Genomic DNA, 20,111 nt, shown 5'->3' with positions numbered 1-20,111 from the left:
CTTAATACAACTGGGAGATGATACATTGTTTAACAAACCCAAATATGCTGAAAACATAATAGTTTTAGTTAAATACAACACATCATATAGATGGTTTGTTACAGATAAGGAAATATGGTTTCTAGATTTAAATAAATTAATATCTTCTTATCTGGAGAAAGGATTTGAAATTCCTAATCCTGATGACTTTTCTGACAGGTTTGATATGGCAGTAGTAAATGAAGATAATGTGGAAGATTTTCTACATGAAATCAGAGAATTAGAAGTAAGTAATGAAGAGTTAAGAAAAAGTTTAGTGCATAGAGAATATAGTCATATTTCAGATATGATACCTTCTTTATATGTTGATTTTGATGATAAGAAGCTTACTTCTTTTTATCCAGAACCGGCATCCTATGAATTATATGTACCGAATGGGTGGCTAGGGAAGTATGAACAATTCATGGAAAACATTCCGGTAGACTATCAATATTGGATAATCACTGGCGAAAATTTATTTCAAAAGGAGAATGACGATGAATAAAACAGAAACCTTTACTATAATGAAAGAAATGTTTGGGAAAGAGGGAAGTGAGGAGCAAGTAGAAGGGCTTACACTTATAATTGATGGTAAGCTGAAAGAAGTCTTTGATACTATCATCGATAAATCAGATGACTACAATAATTATACTGACGTACTTAGTAGTATAGTTGTACACGGGGTAAATGGAATTATTAATGAGCTAAAATAATTGCATGCTATAAGAGTTTATTGGGTCAAGTTGAAAAATAGTTAATAAATGAGATTATACAAAGAAACAAATAGCAGGGTGATTATGGTCAAATACCATCATTATCAATCTGCTTTTTTTTCTTTTTCTTCCATGGATTTAGAAAGATAAGGAATTATAAAGTTTAAAGATCATAAAATAAAACCTTGATCAGCCAAAGCTTTTCAAGGTTTCTTCCTTCTATTTATGCCTTTCTATTTGCAAAGTTAATTGGACTGCTACTTACCCTAAATTCTTTCAGCCTTCTTTTCGAAATACCAATGTAATCGATATTCACAAATCTCCCTCGTCCAATTAAAGATGATTTCATTCACATGTTTACTCACATCAAAGTTTAGAGCAAATTCTCCATCTACATATCGAATTTTCCCTTTTGAAGAATTACTCCATTTGGTCATAGGCATGCGACCAATTAAGGAAGCCGTTTTTTTATGATCTGGTACAATGGAATCGATTTTTCTTCTATATTCCTTAGTGGTTAGAAAATCAATAAAGTAGGGAGCAACAGTCTCTGCAGTGACTGGCTCAAACCAGTGATTTACCCCACGCGATAACATGTAGCTCAGGAGTACCATCTTATAGCTTTTAGTCATAGCTGTTTTTTCTACTTCTTCAACCCATTCCTGATAAAGGTTATACGCCTTTAGTTCTTGTTCGGTTAACTCCTCAGCATCCTTCAACATACCTACATAGGAGCCAAACTCACTTTTGACTTGGGTTGTTATGATTCCTGATTTTAAATGGTATTCTAGGTAGGAAGGACGGGTTCCTAGTTCCTCTTTTAATCGGAAGTATTCATAAATCATTCGTTGCTTGTGGCTAGCAGCTTTTTTCTCCATTTCTTTAATAAGGTCAATGATCTCCGTTTCTAATTCGATAGAGCAATATTCAGGTATAGCAGCTTGTATTGTATACAGGTTTGGTTTATCCATTTGCTCTGCTGAAAAGATAGACAGCTTCGTGTCTGCATTCCTATAATTTCCTATTAAATCAATAATGACACAATGCGTTTTTCCGTCAGCAAGACGCAAGCCTCGACCAATCTGTTGCGTGAATACTGCAACAGATTCAGTGGGACGGATAAAAAGAAGAGTATCAACTATGGGAATATCCACTCCCTCATTAAATAAGTCTACGGTAAAGATGATATCTAATAATCCATTCTCCAGTTCTTTCCTCGCATTTATACGTTCCTCTCGAGGAGTAGCACCGCTTAAGGCAACTGAATTATATCCTGCTCCAGAAAAATAATTGCTTAAGAAATTAGCTTGTCTTACAGAAGAACAAAATCCAATCGTTTTACTTTGTTTACGGAGCTTCCAGGCCTCTAATATTTTCTTAGCCATTTCTTCACGTAATTGAAAGCGAGCTAATTCGTCCTCATCGTATCTATTTCCTAGCCAACGAATTTGAGAATAGTCCGTTTCATCATAGACCCCATAATATCGGAAGGGAGCTAACCAGTCCCGCTCTATCGCATCAATGAATGGAATGCGAATGGCTACATTTCCATCACAAATACTGTAGACATCCTTATTATCTAAACGGTCTGGAGTAGCTGTGATACCTAATAAAAATTTGGGATTAAAATATTCGATAACCCGCTCATAGCTTGGTGCAGCAGCATGATGAAATTCATCGACAACGATTAAATCAAAGTCATTTGAGCTGAATTGATCGAGGTGATACTGCTGGGAAAGCGTATGAATAGAAGCAAAAATAAAATCTGCATGTACATTCTTTTCAACTGCGTTGTACATGCCGGCTGACTGGTTAGGGTGGACATGTAGAAAAGAGTTTTTTGCTTGGTATAATATTTCCTCTCGATGTGCGATGAAAAGTACCCGTTTAAACTGTTCTGCGAAAAAAGCAGCCAAATAGGTCTTGCCTAAACCAGTAGCTAGAACGACAAGAGCCTTGTCATAATCATCTTCTATCGTTTTCTTTAGCGCTTGCAGTGCCAATACCTGAGCGGGGCGAGGAGTAAGCTTACTTGGTCCAGTCGTGTATTCTTCTTTGGGATCAATAACCATCGACTCTCCATTAGCTGTACCGAACATGATCTCCTGTTCCTCATTTGCTGACCAGGTATTACTAATCGCTAAATCCTTGTTCACTTTGTTATAGGCCTCTTGGTAGCCTGATAAAGTTGCTGTGTTTAAGGAAATAGTTGAGGCTGAATAAAATAGCTTCATAAATTCATTTGTTGCTTCCTCAAAAACAGTTCCACTTACTACAGCAGGGGCATAGAGATTCCATTCTATCCCATTATGTAACGCAGAGGAGGATAAATTAGAGGAGCCAACAATCAGGTGACTATCTTCATTAGAACGAAACATATAAGCCTTTGGATGAAAGGAAATTCCATTACTTCTATAGATTCTAACCTCTGCATGAGGAAGTTCCTCTAGTAAGAGCTTAAGTGCCTCGGGCTGAGTAATGTATAAATAGTCACCAACTAGTAGCTTAAGCTCTGCCCCACGTAAACTTGCCTCCTTTAAAGAAGGGAGTACATGCTTCACGCCTGATTTCATAGCGAATGCAGTAATCCAGTAAATACTAGTTGCATCGCGAGTAAGAATTTTCAAGTCCTCGATCAGATTAGATGTGATGAGTCTTAGCTTACTCATCCTCAACCTCTATTAAATAGATTCCTTCGTTAAATCCTCCGCGCTTCTCCTTTTTGGCAAGGCGAATTTGCTCAAGCTCCTCATAGGTAGCTTCATGAATAGGAAGAGCTGCATGGATTAATTCTAGTATATCTGCCAGCTCCTCAAGTGCGTCTTTGCGGTTATCCGTTGCTTCAAATTCCTTCACTTCTTCAAATAGTTTGTTTTTTATTTCGGTTAAATGCTCGGAATTATCTAAAATGAGCGTGGAAAACTTACTTCCAGATTTCTCGATTACCTGAGGGATTAGGTCACGTACTAGCTTGTTGTAAATTGGCATAATTGTTCCTCCTTACTATTGATTTAGTTTGCTACTGTTGATATTAATCTTAAACCTTTCGTCTATATCTTTACAAATGTCTGTTTAACCTATTACCTGCTGCCTATAATAGGACGGGCTAATATTATGATTGGCCTTAAACAGCTTAGAAAAGTAGTTGGCGTCATTAAAGCCACTTTTTGCTGCTATTTCGTTGATAGTTAGGTTGGTCTCCTGAAGTAGCTGCATGGCATGGGTGAGTCGTTTCTTGGTAACGTATTGCTTGAAGGTTGTAGCGTTTGTTTTCGAGAAAAGCATACTTATATAACTAGGACTGATTCCTAAAAAATCTGCGAGTTGATCAAGGCTAAGCTTATCGTCTGTATAATGGAGGTCGATGAAGTCCAGTGCGGCATTTACGTAGTCGAACTGGCCTTTTTCTTTTTGTTTTTCTACCTGATTCATTATGTCCTGACAGAGGAGGACGATTTCCTGGATAATCGTGTAAAGGACTGGATGATTTAGAATGAGTTCAAAGAGTTGATTGTAGCGATGTTCCAAATCTATTCGTTTCTCCATTTGGTATTTAAGCATGAATCTCCGAATTTGTGCGAGAATACTAGTCAAATGGATGCGAATAGTGTCCGGATGATAATAGGTTTTGATGGTAGAGATGCTATATAAAAAATGCTTGATTGTCTGGACGTCATTTTGCTCTAGGCTCGACATCCAAAGTCGTTGCTGTTCCATTGTTAAAAATGGGTCCAAACTTTGAAAGGTAGGAAGTTCGCTCACAAGAAAAAGTTGCCCGAAACCATGTTGAAAACGTAGTTTTAGAGTTTCCTTTATAGCTTGGTACATATCCTTTACGGATTTTCTCGGTAAATCATAGATAGCTATATTTAAGTTGGCATTCTGTGTGTTAGACCATTCCCTTATAATTGCCTTTGCTTTTTTACGAAGCTCCTCCAGAGTTTCTTCCGTTGAGAACGCCACAATACGCTTAGAGAGGGGGAAAAGGGTCAAATGATTTAGAGATTCTAACCAATGGAAAAGCGGTTCATTATGCTCCAAAATCTCAGACTCTAACATCAGACAAAATGTAAACTCTTGCTCTATCACATATTGATCTAAAAATAAGGAAGGGTAAATCGAATGCTCTCCTACTAAAGGTAGATTCTCTTGTTGTGCTTTCAATTGATTTCTAACTGCATGAGTTAAATATTGTTTAAGCAAGCTTAAATCTAGTGGTTTAACTAGTAGGGTGAGCGCTCGCAGGGAAAGTGCTTCTAAAGCATGCTTAAAAAGTGGCTCTGCAGTCATCCCAATAATGTGAGGGGAATGAAGCGATAATGCTTTTCTCAATCGATTCGAATCACCATGAGCAAGTAACTCCATTTCGATTAAAATAATATCTGGGCTCTCGGCCTCGATCTGCTCCACTGCCTCGTTAAAATTTCCTGCCTCAAAAACAGTCATAACATTTAACTGATATCGCTTGATAAACCACTGGATACCATTTCTTTCCGTTTGATCCCTGTCAATAATTAAGAGCTTCACTCTGTTACACCCCCTACTAGTTGTACTTATTTAACTTTAAATTAACATTGAGGTATTTTCTTATCATTTTATACATTGATTCATAAAATCATAAATTATTCCCTATTTATCTTTATAAAATTCCACCTCATCTAATAAAATTCCTTTATTTTAAACCTGGATTATATATATATTATTTTTTCTGAATTTTACAATTGGTAAAACAGAGGGATTTGTTTATAAGACCCTTTCATTAAGCGTATTTTTATTATTTTAAAGGGAGTGTTGTGTGATGGAACATGTTATGCAAAATATTAAAGCACCAACAGGGAGTCAGCTTTCCTGTAAAGGATGGACGCAAGAGGCGGCAATGCGTATGCTCATGAATAATTTGGACCCAGAGGTGGCTGAAAATCCGGATGAGCTAGTCGTTTACGGGGGAATAGGAAAGGCAGCCCGAAACTGGGCGAGCTATGAACAAATAATTGAGTCGCTGAAAAAGCTAGAAAATGATGAAACGCTACTCATTCAATCGGGTAAGCCGGTAGCGGTGTTCCGTACGTATGAGCACTCGCCACGAGTATTGATTGCGAACTCTAACTTGGTACCAGCTTGGGCTAACTGGGAGAACTTTTATGAGCTAGAGGATAAGGACTTGATGATGTATGGCCAAATGACTGCAGGTAGCTGGATATATATTGGTGCTCAAGGAATTTTACAGGGAACTTATTTGAGCTTTGTAGAGGCAGGTAAAAAGGTGTTTGGTAGTGCAGACCTCCGCGGAAAACTAATTTTAACAGGTGGTATGGGTGGGATGAGTGGTGCTCAACCATTAGCAGGGAAAATGGCAGGGGCAGTGATCTTGGTTGTAGAGGTCGATAAAAAACGGATTGAACGGAAAATGAAGGAAGGCTATTGCGATTATTTAGTAGAAGATTTAGATGTGGCACTGAAAATGGCGAAGGAGTTACAGGATAAGAAAGAGCCAGCATCCATTGGGTTAGTTGGAAACTGTGCGGATATTTATAGAGAAATATATGAGCGTGGAATCGTTCCAGATCTAGTGACAGATCAAACAAGCGCACATGATCCGTTAAATGGATATATTCCAAATCATATGTCTTTAGAAGAGGCACTTAAGCTTCGTAAGGAAGACCCAAAGGCATATGAGCATAAGGCAAAACAGGCTATGGCAGATCATGTTCTGGCCATGCTCGATTTCCAAAAAGTTGGATCAGAGGTGTTTGATTATGGTAATAACATTCGGAAGTATGCACAGGAGATGGGTGTAGCGAATGCTTTCGACTTCCCGGGATTTGTGCCAGCTTATATTAGACCTCTGTTCTGTGAGGGGAAGGGCCCTTTCCGCTGGGCTGCATTGTCCGGGGATCCAGAGGATATTTTAAAGACGGATGCGCTGGCTAAGGAAATGTTTGCAAAAGATGAGGCGCTTGTAAACTGGATTGATATGGCACAGAAAATGGTGAAGTGGCAAGGTCTCCCTGCTCGAATCTGTTGGTTAGGCTATGGTGATCGCCACCGCTTTGCGCTAAAGGTAAACGAAATGGTCGCTTCAGGAGAACTTAAGGCTCCCATTGTGTTTGGGCGAGACCATCTAGACTCAGGCTCTGTAGCATCCCCTAATCGAGAAACAGAGGGAATGAAGGACGGCTCTGATGCAGTTTCTGATTGGCCGATCTTAAATGCGCTAGTGAATGTTGCCGGTGGAGCAAGCTGGGTGAGTGTACATCACGGGGGCGGAGTAGGAATGGGATATTCCCAGCACGCCGGTCAGGTGCTTGTGGCAGACGGCACGGAGATGGCAGCAGAAAAAATTAGCCGAGTACTCATATCGGACCCTGGGCTAGGAGTTGCACGCCATGCGGATGCTGGGTATGAAATTGCCATTAAAACTGCCCAAGAGAAGAATGTTCATATACCAATGCTAAACAAAAAAGGATGAGGATACATGACATTACTAATCACAAATGCCAACCAATTAATTACACTAGCATCGGCTAGTAAAAAAGCACGCACAGGAAAAGAAATGAGCGAGCTTAACATTATAGAAAGTGGAAGTATGTTAATAGAAGATGATCGCATTGTCGCTGTCGGTACAAAGGAAGAGCTTCAGGAGCAGCATCCTGAGCTCATCAAGCAAGCACAGATTATAGATGCATCAGGCCATATAGTTATGCCGGGTCTAGTAGACGCCCATACGCATCTTGTCTTCGGAGGAACTCGTGAAAACGAATTCCAAATGCGTTTAAACGGTGCTACCTACATGGAAATCATGAATGCTGGTGGAGGAATTCATGCGACCACAAAGAAAACGAGAGAGTCATCGTTCGATCATTTATACGAGAAAACATATAATCATCTAAATGATTTTCTTCGCCACGGGGTAACGACGGTAGAAGCGAAAAGTGGCTACGGGTTGGACTGGGAGACCGAGCAAAAACAGCTACTTGTTGCAAAGAAGCTTCAGGAAAATCATCCGGTCGACGTTGTTCGAACGTTTATGGGAGCCCATGCGGTACCTGCTGAGTACAAAGCAAATCCAGATGCGTTTGTCGATCTGATTGTGAATGATATGATTCCAATGGTTGTGGAGCAACAGTTAGCAGAGTTCAATGATGTTTTCTGTGAGAAGGGAGTATTTACTCCAGAGCAGTCTCGTAGGATTTTATTAGCAGGCAAGGAGCACGGGCTTATCCCTAAAATTCATGCAGATGAAATTGAACCATATGAGGGGGCGGAGCTAGCAGCAGAGGTTGGAGCCATATCTGCAGAGCATTTATTGGTAGCATCGGATAAAGGAATACAAGCAATGGCGAAGGCTGGAACTGTTGCTGTTTTATTGCCAGGGACAGCATTTTTCCTGAAGGCAGCTTCTGCTCGCGGAAGGCTAATGATAGATGAAGGGGTGCCAGTTGCTATATCCACTGATTTTAATCCAGGTTCTTCCCCAACAATATCTATGCCTTTTATCATGAATTTAGCGTGCATGAACATGGGTATGACAATGGAAGAGGTAATCACTGCGACTACTATTAACGCAGCCTATGCTATTAATCGTGGAGATGAGATCGGTTCTCTAGAGGTGGGTAAGAAGGCAGACGTACTTATTCTAAATGTAGCAAACTATCAGCAATTGCAATACTTCTACGGGATGAATCATACAAAAACTGTTATCAAAAATGGAAAAGTAGTTTGGGACAACGGAGTGATTACCGATGGACTATAATAAAGCTCCGATAGAGCACTCGCCATTTGATTGGCAAAGGACAGTACATCAGGATATGAAAGTAAAGGATTGGATAGTTCCTCAGTGGCAAAGTGAGAAAAAAGATTGGAATGTAGTGCTTCTAGGAGCACCGCTTTCCAGATCCTCTATTAGTGTTTCAGGAGCCTCCGAGTTTCCAAATGCCTTTCGCCAATCGTGGGAAAAATTCTCAACCTACTATATTGATGAAGATATAGATATTCGTGAGTTAACCGTAGCAGATATCGGAAATGTAAAGATGCATGTTACTGATATTTTGCGCTGCCATCAACACATCGAGGATGCGATGGAGAGTGTCGCAGAGACTTATCCAAATGCACTGAAGGTGACCATTGGTGGAGACCATTCGGTAACGGCAGCAACTATTCGTGGACTAAAGAAGGTAATGCCAGAGAAGAAGATTGGTATTTTACAGTTAGATACTCATTTGGATTTACGTTCGACAGATGACCACGGTCCGACGAACGGAACCCCCATTCGTCAATTAATAGAGGGTCGAGTGATTGAGGGAAAGCATGTCTATAATATTGGATTGCATGGGTTTTATAACGCTCCTTCTCTAATCGAGGCAGCAAACGATTATGAGGTTCATCGTGTTCGTTTAAAGGAACTGCGTCAAAAGGGTATCGAGCAAACGATACAAGATATACTATCCGTTTTGATGGAGCAGGTAGACTTTATTTATGTAACGGTAGATATGGACGTTCTGGATATTTCATACGCTCCTGGTGTCCCAGCCTCTACTCCAGGTGGCATGAGATCTGATGAGCTATTCGAAATTTTGTATGAGGTCGGGAAATGCGATGGAATAGGAGCGATCGACTTTGTATGCATTGATCCAACGAAGGATAATTCGGTGGAGGCAACTGTAAAGACAACCACCTATGCCTTTTTAACATTTTTAGCATCTTTTTATCAGCATCGAGTGAAGAGATATTAGGCCTTATAAGGCTTAGATGAAGCACAGTCGGATAGAGAACTGTTTTAAAGAAAGCGTTTGGCTGCCTCTAGTCAAACGTTTTTTTGAAGAGACCCAGCAGCGTGCCATCTTTTTAGATAGGGGTAGCTCTAAGTGTTTCTTCGTTATATATTCAGTCATGAATAAATGGATTTCTTTGAATAATTATCTGAAAAATTAATCTTTTTTATATAATTTCGCGTATAATAATAGTAAATGGGACAGGGAGGAATTGTATGATTAAAAGGATATCCACTGCGTTTACCCAATATAAAAATAAAATTTCAAGGTTTACAGAATCCATTTTTATTCTAGGAGAGAGGACAAAGGAAGAAGTCACGGAAGAGAGTCGAAGAGCCATCCGGCATATGAAAAGGATGTATCAGTATGATTGGTATGTAGATTTCAAGAGTCAATTTGAACAGGATTGGGATCATCACCCGGAGATTTTACAATTTATGAGCGGAGTAGACGTTAAATCTTTAAACAACGAGGAGAGCAAGAAGAATTTTTTAGAAAGCTTTCATCAGCTATTGGAGAATTTAAAATGGACATAATAAGCTAATCCAAAAAGAAACGAGACTTTCGTTATTCTTTTTGGATTTTTGTTTGTACAAATAATGAGGAAAGAGTAGCGTAGGACGATCGAAATCATTCTAGATGAATCATCACAGAGCCCATACGAAGGGAGAAAGTGCCCCATAAAGCGAGTCGTAGCGCCCGTAAAAAGGAGAAAATCGCCCATAAATTCAACTAGCGCCCGTAAATATGCGCAGGGCGCCCATACGAGGGGAGAAAGTGTCCCATAAAGCGAGTCAGCGCGCCCATAAAGAGGAGAAAATCGCCCATAAATTCAAATAGCGCCCGTAAATATGCGCAGGGAGCCCATACGAGGGGAGAAGGTGTCCCATAAAGCGAGTCGAAGCGCCCATAAAAAGGAGAAAATCGCCCATAAATCCAAATAGCGCCCGTAAATATGCGCAGAGCGCCCATACAAAGGCAAGAAGTGTCCCATATCCATAAAGCAATACCGTTACGTCCATAAAATCGATTACCAACCCAGTATCAAAGGAGGCGATATCCCTTGATACAGCGGTGATCATCTAAACAACCAACCTAAACCCGGAATCCATGCTAGACATAGGTTTAATAAAAAAGACTGGTGGTATTTGTAATTAACACTACCAGTCTTTTGATATTTTTATGTTGTGGAATTAATAGACATTTGATGAATTATTTCTCAATCTAGTATGATATAAAGTCTTTCCTTTCTCTGAATTTTTTAGTTGTTTTGAACGAAAACTTCTATTTTTTTATTTAGAGGGTTTGTTTTTTGAAGTTTTGGGGCAATACTCTAAAGAGTTTACGAAAAGAGGTACAAAGGAGGAACTTTATGTTCAAGGTTAGGACTATTTTATTTGTAGTGCTATTGATGTTGACCACAAACACAGTAGCGCATGCAGAGAGTCTATTCTCCCCTATAACTCAAGAGGATGAATCGATTTTTCTTACCGACACTTCAGACCACAGGAATCTAGTAGACAAAAAAACTGACTTAGAGAACGATATGGACGACTTTAATATACATTTTGATGATTTATATGCAATGAAATTGCTTATGAAGCTTCGTTCAGAGCCAGTAACTTATACGGTTGCCGAGGGGGACAACCTCTATAGAATTGCCCTTGCAAATGATTTGTCACTCAATGAACTTATGGATATGAATAATATAACAGGAGATTTAATATTTCCGGGAGACGAACTCATTGTAAAGCAGGGGACAGGAGACTTAGAGGACACACCGAAAAGACAAGTAATGGGAGTTACTGCCCCACCAATTGAACCAGTAGCTCCAAGTGCAGCTTCAACACCGAATACAGCTTCTACAAAAGTTGCTACATCAGCGCCAGTTGTAACAGCAGAACCTAAAACAGAAGGCTCTGTTGAAATGACGATGGAAGCCACAGCATACACAGCCTACTGTACAGGATGCTCAGGAACGACTGCCTATGGAATTGATCTAAGGGCCAATCCAAATGAAAAGGTAATAGCCGTTGACCCTCGTGTTATACCCCTGGGGACAAGGGTATGGGTAGAGGGCTATGGTGAGGCAATCGCTGGAGATACTGGCGGGGCTATCAAAGGGAATAAAATTGACGTATTTATCCCATCCTATGATAATGCAATACAGTGGGGTAGAAAACAAGTTAAACTCATCATATTAAACTAACGTAAAAAACCCATGTAATTTTACATGGGTTTTTATAGTTACATACTATATAAAAAGTACTTGAGAAGATGAATAGAATAAAGGATAATGAAAAATTAATATGACTAATAAAGGGTGGCATTCAAATGGATGAAATACAAATAAATAAGCATCGAAAAACACAGGAAAATAAAGGCCGACTGCTAGTAAAATGTCCAGACAAACCTGGAATAGTGGCAGTATTATCGACCTTTTTATACAAGCATGAATGTAACATCATTGAGTCTAGTCAGTATTCAAGTGACCCAGAAAACGGAACATTCTTTATACGGATTGAATACCATGGTCTCCAGTTATCTACTAGAGCGGAGGATATGGAAAAAGATTTTAAACAAATAGCGCTAGCACATGGAATGGAATATAAGTTTTCCTATCCTGCAGAACGCATTCGTTCGGCAATTTTTGTATCCCGAGAAACTCATTGCCTAATAGAGCTTTTATGGGAATGGCAAAATGGGGACCTCGACACAGATATAGTGGCAGTCATTAGTAATCACGAAACTGCCCGTCCAATGGTAGAGGCACTAGGAATCCCCTATCATTATATTCCGGCTAATAAGGATATTCGTAAGCAGGTGGAGGAAGAGCAAATCCGCTTGATGCAGCAGTATGATGTAGACTTACTTATTTTAGCTCGATATATGCAAATACTAACTCCAGATTTTGTTGCTCATTTTGAGAGTCGCATCATTAACATTCATCACTCCTTCCTACCTGCCTTTATAGGAGCAGGTCCTTACGAACGTGCATATGAGCGTGGAGTAAAGCTGATTGGTGCCACTTCTCACTATGTAACGAACAATTTGGATGAGGGCCCAATTATCGAACAGGACGTAGAACGGGTAGACCACCGGGATGATGTAACGGAACTTAAGAAAATTGGACGTAAAATCGAAAGACGTGTACTTGCGAGAGCTGTAAAATGGCATCTTGAAAACCGAGTAATCGTAGAGGGCAATAAAACCATTGTATTTCATTAATAAAGAAAGCTTCGAGGTATTGATCTATTTCAATACTCCGAAGCTCTTATTTTTTACATGAAATTAATTAAATCATTTTTTTATTTATAGCAGTTAGTTAAGTTTTTCAGCCTATATATTTCCTTTAGCTAGCCATGGTAAAAATCCATCTAGAAATCGTTCGGTTGCTGGCATGAAGTAGGAGCCAAAATGATAGTCAGGGTCTAGGGTAGTAATAATCCAAGTTCCATTAGTGCTCACCTTGTCGACGTAAAGGACAGCACCACCATCCTCGGTCGTAATAAGTTTGTGAGAACCTTCCACTGGCCAAAATACACCGTGCTGGTGCCACGTAGCATCTCGCAAAGTTATATAGTTGAACAAATCATACTCCGGGTCAGCTAGCACTAATCCACTATTTGCATCCTTTTCAAGCCACCACCAAAAATTAGTTTCTCGTTCCTCCCATTTTTGGTTTGGAAGCCATTCCCAAGGCTGCGGTCCAAAGGCTACAACGATTCCTCCCGCATTTGCAAAAGCATGGATTTTCTCCTTCGAAGCCATCAATAAATGTTCATTTAGCTGTGAAGGTACAAACAAAACATCTATCCCTTCCAATGAATCATTTTGGAAATCTGGGAAGTAGATTAGTCTGTCTATATATTGTTTATATTTTGGTTCATTGAATGTTCTATGATGAGGTGCATGTCCACTATAAACTACAGCAATTTTTCTCATTTGGAGCTGACCTCCTTTTGTAGTGCCTTATATTCATCTTGAATCCATTGTAAGAGCTGGATGCTGATACGATCCGTTGATTTATTTTGCATGCGATGAGCAAAGAGATCACGACCAGAATGAACTAAAATTGTTCCCTTCGTTGACTGGCGATCAATATATGTAATAGGCATTCCATCGCGGAAAGTTAGAAGCACCTCTGCACCATTTGGAACAGGGGAGTGAGTCACTCTTGCGAAGAAGCCGGCCACTCCTTTGTTGTAGGTCATATCATCGGTATCTACTCCCTTAAAAATAGGATGATCTATTTTCTTGAAAACATGGTAATCTTCATGGCTTTCAATCGTTCTAGGTGTAAAGATAGGACAGCCAGGAAGCCATTCTCTAAATAAGTGCCCACCGAATATGACAACTTTCCCTGCTTCTAAAAATTCTTCTATAACTGCTTTATGTTTATATAAGTACTCTTGATCTGCAAAATCGTGCACGACTATACAACAGTACGGCTCTAACGGATGCTCGGTTAATTGATATTGATCGATAATCGTAAAATGTTCGTTCATAAAAGAATTGGTACGGTTGGACAATCCAAACGCATGACCTGGATCCAAATAGAGTATGTTATTTATGTTAGTCAAAAAGAGCCCTCCATCGCTTGAAATAATTGATAACTATTCTCATTTAATTGCATCATAACATATGCACCTTAAAAATAAAAAGGCAAAATTTTACTATATTGCATTCTGAATATTGTTTTTTTATTAAGCATTCTTGACCTTTCGGGATATTTATTATAAGTTAGTTAGGTATTGAAAATGATTCTCAATGAGAATGGAGACAAATATAATGATGAAACGACCATATAGATACATAATTGCCTCTGCTTCTATCGCATTATTATTAGCAGGTTGCGGTAATGATAATGAAGTAAAAAATAAGGATTTAGAGGCTAGTCAAGAAACAAAGATAATTGTAGACGAATTAAATAGAGAGGTAGAGATTCCTGGAAAGCTAGACAGCATTGTAATGGGAGGGATACTACCGTACTTCTCCACATGGTTTATCGCTACCAATTCTACTGAAGAGATTGCAGGTATCCATCCAAATTCTTATAATGCAGCTTCTCACTCTATTTTAAAGGAAATTTCTCCATCTATACTAGATGCTAAAACGAACTTTATTGAAAATGGGGAAGTAAACGTAGAAGAGCTACTTTCTTTAGATCCAGATGTCTATTTTGAGATTGCTAACCAAGAAAAAACAGTGAAAAAGCTTGAAGATACAGGAATAACAACTGTTGCGTTAGACACTGCAACCGATTCACTTAATCCGTTAGATACATTAAATCGTTGGTTAACTTTAACAGGAGAAATTACTGGTATAACAGATCGTCCTGACGAGATTATTGCTGAAGGTGAAGAAAACCAACAAATGATTTACGACACGCTCGATGAAGCAGGTGTCAAAGAGAAGGACATGCCACGTGTGATGGTATTGCAATACCATAATGATGGAGAGATTTCTGTGGCAGGAACGGGAATGCACGGAAATCGTTGGCTGAACTCCACTGGCGGAATAGATGTAGCAGCCGAAGAGGTCGATGGTATTAAAGCAGTAAATATGGAGCAAATTTATAAATGGAACCCTGATATCATTTATATTACTAATTTTACGGAAACTCAGCCTGAGGACTTGTATAACAACGTTTTTGAAAGCCAAGACTGGAGTGAAGTAAAGGCCGTTCAGGATAAAAAGGTTTATAAAATGCCGCTCGGTATCTATCGCTGGTATCCACCAAGTGGAGATGCACCATTGATGCTAAAATGGATGGCACAAAAAAATCATCCTGAGCTATTTACGTATGACATGAACGAGGAAATAAAAGACTATTACAAACGCTACTATAATTATGAGCTATCGGATATGCAAGTGGATGAAATCTTAAATCCACCATCGGAAGCAGCAAAATACTAATAAAAAGGTGTCTATATAATGAAGTCTAAATTAATCAAGATATTACTTTGGACATTGCCTATCATAGTTGGGTTGATTTCGATTGGGGTAGGTCGGTATCAAATTGATTTCGTTGTTCAAATCAAAATACTGCTCTCTCAAATAGTACCTATGGAGCAAACATGGACAAACATGGAAGAAACAGTGGTCATGAATGTACGCCTACCAAGGATTTTATTGGCTATGCTAATTGGTGGTGGATTGTCCATCGCTGGTGCAGCATTCCAGGGAATGTTCGCGAATCCATTAGTCAGTCCCGATATTCTAGGTGTGTCAGCTGGGGCTGGATTTGGAGCTTCGATTGGAATTTTACTGTTTGGTAATAGCTTCACGATGCAAATCATGGCATTAGTAATGGGTATGCTAGCGATTGGCTTCACCTTTCTAATAGGTGGAGTAAAGCGAGATATGCCTATATTTATGCTAGTTCTTGCGGGAGTTGTCACTAGTGCATTGTTTCAGGCGTTAATCTCGCTTGTGAAATTCCTCGCTGACCCCGAGGAAAAGCTCCCGGCAATTACATATTGGCTAATGGGAAGTCTTGGTACTGCCAGCTATAGCGATTTAATGATTGGTGGTCCAATTATTTTGGTTGGAATTCTGATATTATATGTCCTTCGTTGGAGACTAAACATCCTGTCACTTTCAGAGGAAGAGGCATTGTCATTAGGGGTATCTGTTAACAAGCTAAAATGGCTAGTTATTTTAGGAGCAACGTTGATTACTGCAGCAGCAGTATCCATTGCCGGTATTATCGGATGGGTAGGGCTAATCATTCCGCATATCGCTCGAATGATTGTAGGAAGTAACAACCAATATGTACTTCCAGCATCTATTTCCATTGGAGCAGTGTACTTGTTATTCATCGATAATCTTGCTCGTAGTCTAACGGCAGCTGAAATTCCACTTTCTATTTTAACAGCTATTATTGGAGCTCCGTTTTTTGCATATTTGCTCCGTAAAACAGGAGGTGGCTGGAATTGATTTTACAGGTGAAGGATGGAAACTACTTTTATAAAAAGGTGAAGGCTCCTGATTCTCAAAAATTTTTGTATATGAATGATATTAACTTTGAGCTTCGTCCTGGAGAGATCCTGTCCATTCTGGGTCCAAATGGAGCGGGAAAGACGACGCTGTTAAAATGTATGATGGGTTTACAGGAATGGAAAAGAGGAGAAACTTTACTAGATGGTAAGCCACTTTCTCAGATGAATTCCAAGGAAGTTTGGACAAAGATTGGTTATGTACCCCAAGCATCTAGTATGACATTCAGCTATTCCATTTTGGATTTAGTGACAATGGGGAGAGCAGTATATATTCGTTCCTTTGCCCAGCCATCTAAAAAAGACTATGCCTTGGCTTTAGAAGCCTTAGACTCAGTAGGCATCAAGCATTTAGCAGAGGAATCCTGCACATCTGTCAGCGGAGGGGAGCTACAGTTAGCGCTAATCGCCCGAACCCTAGTGGCAGATCCAGAGATTTTAGTACTAGACGAGCCGGAATCCCATTTAGATATGCAAAAGCAAAAGGTGATCCTGCAAACAATAAAAAAACTAGCAAAAGAAAAGGGCTTGGCCTGTGTCATCAATACTCATTATGCAAATCATGCATTTTATCTAGGAGATAAAGTACTTATGGTTGCGAAAGAAATGCCTGTAATAACTGGGAGTGTTTCTGATATTATGACGGAGAAAAATATTTTAGATTATTTCCAAATTGCTGTAAAGCGTCTGAGACATGAACTGGACGGACAAATTTATGAAACGGTTGTTCCTACGTATTTTGGCAATGATCTATAGGACGACTGGACAGCAGAGCATAAAGGACAAAAGAGTAGACGTTTACATGTCTACTCTTTTTATTGGAAGAATCTATGTACGCGATAATAAATTATTGCATATCATAAAGTAATTCATAAGTAATAATAACCCTAGAGTCATATGTGGAAAAGTAAGGCATATTTGACCAGCAATAAGTTGAATGTATATTGATTTGTGTATATAATATCAATAAATAAGCAAGTTAAAGGACTGGATACTGCAATATCCAGTCCTACAATATGCAGCCGCAGAAAGAGCGGTTGGTCCTAGGTCAGAAATAACCGTCAAACCTTTGCCAGGGGACGGTTATTTCTTTTTTATGAAGAAAATAATCAATGTCACTACGATAGAAAAAGCTGTTAGGAAGACAGCACTTAACTGCATTAACAAATTGATCGATTTGTAAATTGTCATTGGCATCACCCCTTTGAAAGAAGTGACCGCCGCCCAACCTGGTATGCAATTGCACTTTCTATTATAACATATTTACGAACTAATGTTCTATTTTATTTGTGTAATACTTGTTTAAATATTAAAAAACCGCCATGTGGCGGTTTTTAAATCTCTATCTGCATTGGTCTTTTCGCGCGGATATCTCCGAGCAAAAATTTACCATATGGGATAACATTTTGAATGATAATAGAAATAATGATTGGAATAACTGTACATAATATAGTGTAACCGACAACTCCATATTCAAAGTAATCGTTCAAAATCATGTCCGTAAAAATATGTAAGTACATAATAGCTATGGAATGATTTTCAATTTTTCGAAGCCATTCCAGTGAAAGAATTTTAGTTATTCTTTGGAAAAAGCCTACGATTACAATGATAAAGGAAATCGGGATAATTAAATCTAATAGCATATGATCATAACGAAGAAATTTCATGCTCAGTTTGTAATTTATCAATCCATTTTGATCTAGTAGAATCATTCCAAAAGCTAACGCTCCTGCGCTGAATAGCCAAGGCTTAGTCACATTCATCCACAGTGATTTACCGTAGTAGCCTAAAGAAAAGTATACTACTGCCATCAATACGACATCTAAATTCCATACCATTGGGATAGATTGTGCTGATTCTACTGCTGATTCACTGATTACTTCTCTAGCAAAAATACTTTGAAGATGCGCTGCAATATAGCAAAACGCAAGGAGACTTATTTGTTGTACTTTGCTTAAATATTTTGTCATCCACATAAATAATAGATAAGTAAAGAATAGAGTGGTGACAAACCAGAAAACTCCGTAAGCACCCCGTACGAATCTACCGGCAATGAATAATTTCCATAAATCATTTAAATACCAAGAAAAATCATGGTTTCCTTGGGATATTTCCATACCATATCGAATACCTGTAATCGTTAAAAGGAAAAATAGATAAGGTACCATTAGTTGTAGAAATCTTTTCTTTACTGTTTTATTAGATGTTGTATCTTCTTTGATTTCTTTGAAGAAGATTCCACTCAATAGAAAAAATGCTGGCATATGAAACCAGTAAATATACTTTGATAGAGGGAAATCTAGTTCTCCAGGGTAGTGTCCTATAACAACGAGGATCATTAAAAAACCCTTTGTTACGTCTACCCATGTGACTCGTTTCTTGTTCATGATGTTCCTCCATAGCCGTCTCATATGTTTGTATAGCCACTTTTTAGTGAATATAAACTTAAGGAGAGAAAAAAATAATAGAATGGAGGCTTGATAAAAATGACAACTGTTGTTTGTTTTGGTGATAGTATCACCGCTAGAAAGGAAGGTAATCCAAGTCCGGCGCTTACGTATAAGCTATCTCAGAAATTACCGAACTATAATTTTATCAACGCCGGAGTCTCGGGCAATACTACTGAACAGGCGATTGAACGTTTCGCTGCAGATGTAATTGCTAAAAAACCTGACTATGTCACAGTTCTTTTTGGTTCGAATGATTCTGCCACATATCGTTTAGTAGACTTAGAATTATTCAAGCGTAATATAACCACCTTTGCGAAGGTCATTGGTCCAAGTAAGACGATTCTTATTTCACCGCCTCCAGTAGATGAATCTTTTCAGGAGAATCGCTCTAATGAGTCCTTGCTACAATATACAACCGTTGTAAGAGAGGTAGCTGAAGAGACAGGTAGTCACTACATAGATTTTTTTACTGCTATGTATTCAAGAGAAGATTACAAAGAGCTATTAGTTGGCGAAAAGAACGATGGTCTTCATTTTGGGGAAGCAGGCTATGACATGCTGTCCGATTTAATCGCTCAAAAACTTATCGAGATAAACTTGAATCATCCTAAAAAGGGTTTATTGGAAAAGGTAATCGGCTTGTTTTTTGAAAAAGAAAAATAACGTATGTTATTACTGGCATTGGGAAACTCTATACATGAGTATCCAATGAAGGAGTGATAGCAATGCTTCAGTTAAACACAGAATTAGAAGATAAGACAGCATTTTTTGGAGATTTACATGACCGTATCTCGAGTTTAGGTTATACAATCGGAGGGAACTGGGATTACCATAAAGGTAGCTTTGATTCTATCCTTTGCCGTGAGGAAGGAGAAACCATCTATCTTCGTATCCCTTTTACGGTGACTCAAGGAGAGCTTGATGATTATGAGGCACATATTAAATTCCAATCTCCTTATTTAATCAAACATGTCGTTAACGTTGGTTTAGATAAGGATGAAAATTCGTTGCTAACAACGACTGGATTTGATCAGTTTCAATCACCCGTAGATCAAGACGGTAACATTACCGACAAGAACCGCTGGGAGCATGCTGGCGAGCAGGAAGTAGAAAAAGTGCTTCGATTATTGCAATAACATTAATAGAAGGGCTGTCTCA

At 38.9% G+C, this 20,111-nt stretch carries 19 protein-coding genes; 13 read left to right on the top strand and 6 right to left on the bottom strand.

Going from position 1 to position 20,111, the window contains the following annotated elements; all coding sequences use genetic code 11:
• Positions 1–25 precede the first annotated feature (25 nt).
• Positions 26–523, top strand: a complete 498-nt coding sequence (locus MKY09_RS16530) for a hypothetical protein (protein WP_169360483.1) — start codon at positions 26–28, stop codon at positions 521–523.
• Entirely contained in the window at positions 516–731 is a 216-nt protein-coding gene (locus MKY09_RS16525) for a hypothetical protein (RefSeq protein WP_240949760.1), read from the top strand. The genes MKY09_RS16530 and MKY09_RS16525 overlap by 8 nt, the downstream gene beginning before the upstream one ends.
• A 266-nt stretch (positions 732–997) precedes the next feature.
• Here MKY09_RS16525 and MKY09_RS16520 read toward each other — a convergent pair whose 3' ends face one another.
• The 3 genes from MKY09_RS16520 to MKY09_RS16510 form a co-directional block, all read right to left on the bottom strand.
• Entirely contained in the window at positions 998–3,400 is a 2,403-nt protein-coding gene (locus MKY09_RS16520; RefSeq protein WP_342567132.1) for a DEAD/DEAH box helicase family protein, read from the bottom strand.
• Positions 3,393–3,719, bottom strand: a complete 327-nt coding sequence (locus MKY09_RS16515; protein WP_342567131.1) for a nucleoside triphosphate pyrophosphohydrolase — start codon at positions 3,717–3,719, stop codon at positions 3,393–3,395. Before MKY09_RS16515 ends, MKY09_RS16520 begins: the two co-directional genes overlap by 8 nt.
• A gap of 84 nt (positions 3,720–3,803) precedes the next feature.
• On the bottom strand, positions 3,804–5,258 hold the full coding sequence (locus MKY09_RS16510) for a helix-turn-helix domain-containing protein (RefSeq protein ID WP_342567130.1): 1,455 nt from the start codon (positions 5,256–5,258) through the stop codon (positions 3,804–3,806).
• A 271-nt stretch (positions 5,259–5,529) separates the two neighbouring features.
• Here MKY09_RS16510 and hutU point away from each other — a divergent pair, with 271 nt between their 5' ends.
• The 6 genes from hutU to purU all read left to right on the top strand — a co-directional run bounded on the left by hutU (position 5,530) and on the right by purU (position 12,730).
• Positions 5,530–7,200 carry a urocanate hydratase gene (gene hutU, locus MKY09_RS16505; RefSeq protein ID WP_342567129.1) on the top strand — a complete coding sequence of 557 codons (1,671 nt, stop codon included), beginning with the start codon at positions 5,530–5,532 and terminating at the stop codon, positions 7,198–7,200.
• Positions 7,201–7,206: 6 nt separating this feature from the next.
• The gene (gene hutI / locus MKY09_RS16500; protein ID WP_342567128.1) at positions 7,207–8,484 is read left to right on the top strand and encodes an imidazolonepropionase; all 1,278 of its coding nucleotides are present in this window, start codon (positions 7,207–7,209) and stop codon (positions 8,482–8,484) included.
• Positions 8,474–9,463 (top strand): agmatinase family protein, encoded by a 990-nt coding sequence (locus MKY09_RS16495; protein ID WP_342567127.1) that lies wholly within the window; start codon positions 8,474–8,476, stop codon positions 9,461–9,463. Before hutI ends, MKY09_RS16495 begins: the two co-directional genes overlap by 11 nt.
• 254 nt (positions 9,464–9,717) lie before the next feature.
• Positions 9,718–10,038, top strand: a complete 321-nt coding sequence (locus MKY09_RS16490) for a hypothetical protein (protein ID WP_169360475.1) — start codon at positions 9,718–9,720, stop codon at positions 10,036–10,038.
• Positions 10,039–10,874: 836 nt separating this feature from the next.
• The gene (locus MKY09_RS16485) at positions 10,875–11,711 is read left to right on the top strand and encodes a 3D domain-containing protein (protein ID WP_240949759.1); all 837 of its coding nucleotides are present in this window, start codon (positions 10,875–10,877) and stop codon (positions 11,709–11,711) included.
• A 125-nt stretch (positions 11,712–11,836) separates the two neighbouring features.
• Positions 11,837–12,730, top strand: a complete 894-nt coding sequence (gene purU, locus MKY09_RS16480; RefSeq protein ID WP_342567126.1) for a formyltetrahydrofolate deformylase — start codon at positions 11,837–11,839, stop codon at positions 12,728–12,730.
• Between the two features lie 111 nt (positions 12,731–12,841).
• Here the strand turns inward: purU and MKY09_RS16475 are convergent, their stop codons facing one another.
• Positions 12,842–13,447 (bottom strand): hypothetical protein, encoded by a 606-nt coding sequence (locus MKY09_RS16475; RefSeq protein ID WP_298472419.1) that lies wholly within the window; start codon positions 13,445–13,447, stop codon positions 12,842–12,844.
• On the bottom strand, positions 13,444–14,085 hold the full coding sequence (locus tag MKY09_RS16470; protein ID WP_342567125.1) for a phosphate starvation-inducible protein PhoH: 642 nt from the start codon (positions 14,083–14,085) through the stop codon (positions 13,444–13,446). Before MKY09_RS16470 ends, MKY09_RS16475 begins: the two co-directional genes overlap by 4 nt.
• Before the next feature lie 211 nt (positions 14,086–14,296).
• On the opposite strand from MKY09_RS16470, the gene MKY09_RS16465 reads away from it, so the two are divergent.
• The 3 genes from MKY09_RS16465 to MKY09_RS16455 are packed head-to-tail and all read left to right on the top strand — an operon-like array spanning position 14,297 to position 17,259.
• Positions 14,297–15,421: an ABC transporter substrate-binding protein gene (locus MKY09_RS16465; protein WP_342568262.1), complete on the top strand. Its 1,125-nt coding sequence runs from the start codon at positions 14,297–14,299 to the stop codon at positions 15,419–15,421.
• A gap of 18 nt (positions 15,422–15,439) precedes the next feature.
• Positions 15,440–16,444, top strand: a complete 1,005-nt coding sequence (locus MKY09_RS16460; protein ID WP_298472427.1) for an iron ABC transporter permease — start codon at positions 15,440–15,442, stop codon at positions 16,442–16,444.
• Positions 16,441–17,259 (top strand): ABC transporter ATP-binding protein, encoded by an 819-nt coding sequence (locus MKY09_RS16455; RefSeq protein WP_342567124.1) that lies wholly within the window; start codon positions 16,441–16,443, stop codon positions 17,257–17,259. The genes MKY09_RS16460 and MKY09_RS16455 overlap by 4 nt, the downstream gene beginning before the upstream one ends.
• Positions 17,260–17,837: 578 nt before the next feature.
• Here the strand turns inward: MKY09_RS16455 and MKY09_RS16450 are convergent.
• On the bottom strand, positions 17,838–18,890 hold the full coding sequence (locus tag MKY09_RS16450; protein ID WP_251556115.1) for an acyltransferase family protein: 1,053 nt from the start codon (positions 18,888–18,890) through the stop codon (positions 17,838–17,840).
• A gap of 99 nt (positions 18,891–18,989) precedes the next feature.
• On the opposite strand from MKY09_RS16450, the gene MKY09_RS16445 reads away from it, so the two are divergent.
• Positions 18,990–19,616 (top strand): GDSL-type esterase/lipase family protein, encoded by a 627-nt coding sequence (locus tag MKY09_RS16445; RefSeq protein WP_298467665.1) that lies wholly within the window; start codon positions 18,990–18,992, stop codon positions 19,614–19,616.
• 62 nt (positions 19,617–19,678) lie between these two features.
• The gene (locus tag MKY09_RS16440) at positions 19,679–20,089 is read left to right on the top strand and encodes a YugN family protein (RefSeq protein WP_342567123.1); all 411 of its coding nucleotides are present in this window, start codon (positions 19,679–19,681) and stop codon (positions 20,087–20,089) included.
• Positions 20,090–20,111: the final 22 nt, after the last annotated feature.

This window comes from Psychrobacillus sp. FSL K6-4046, assembly GCF_038624605.1.
In the GTDB taxonomy this organism is placed as follows: Bacteria; Bacillota; Bacilli; order Bacillales_A; family Planococcaceae; genus Psychrobacillus.
This window is presented reverse-complemented; position numbering and strand designations above follow the sequence as displayed.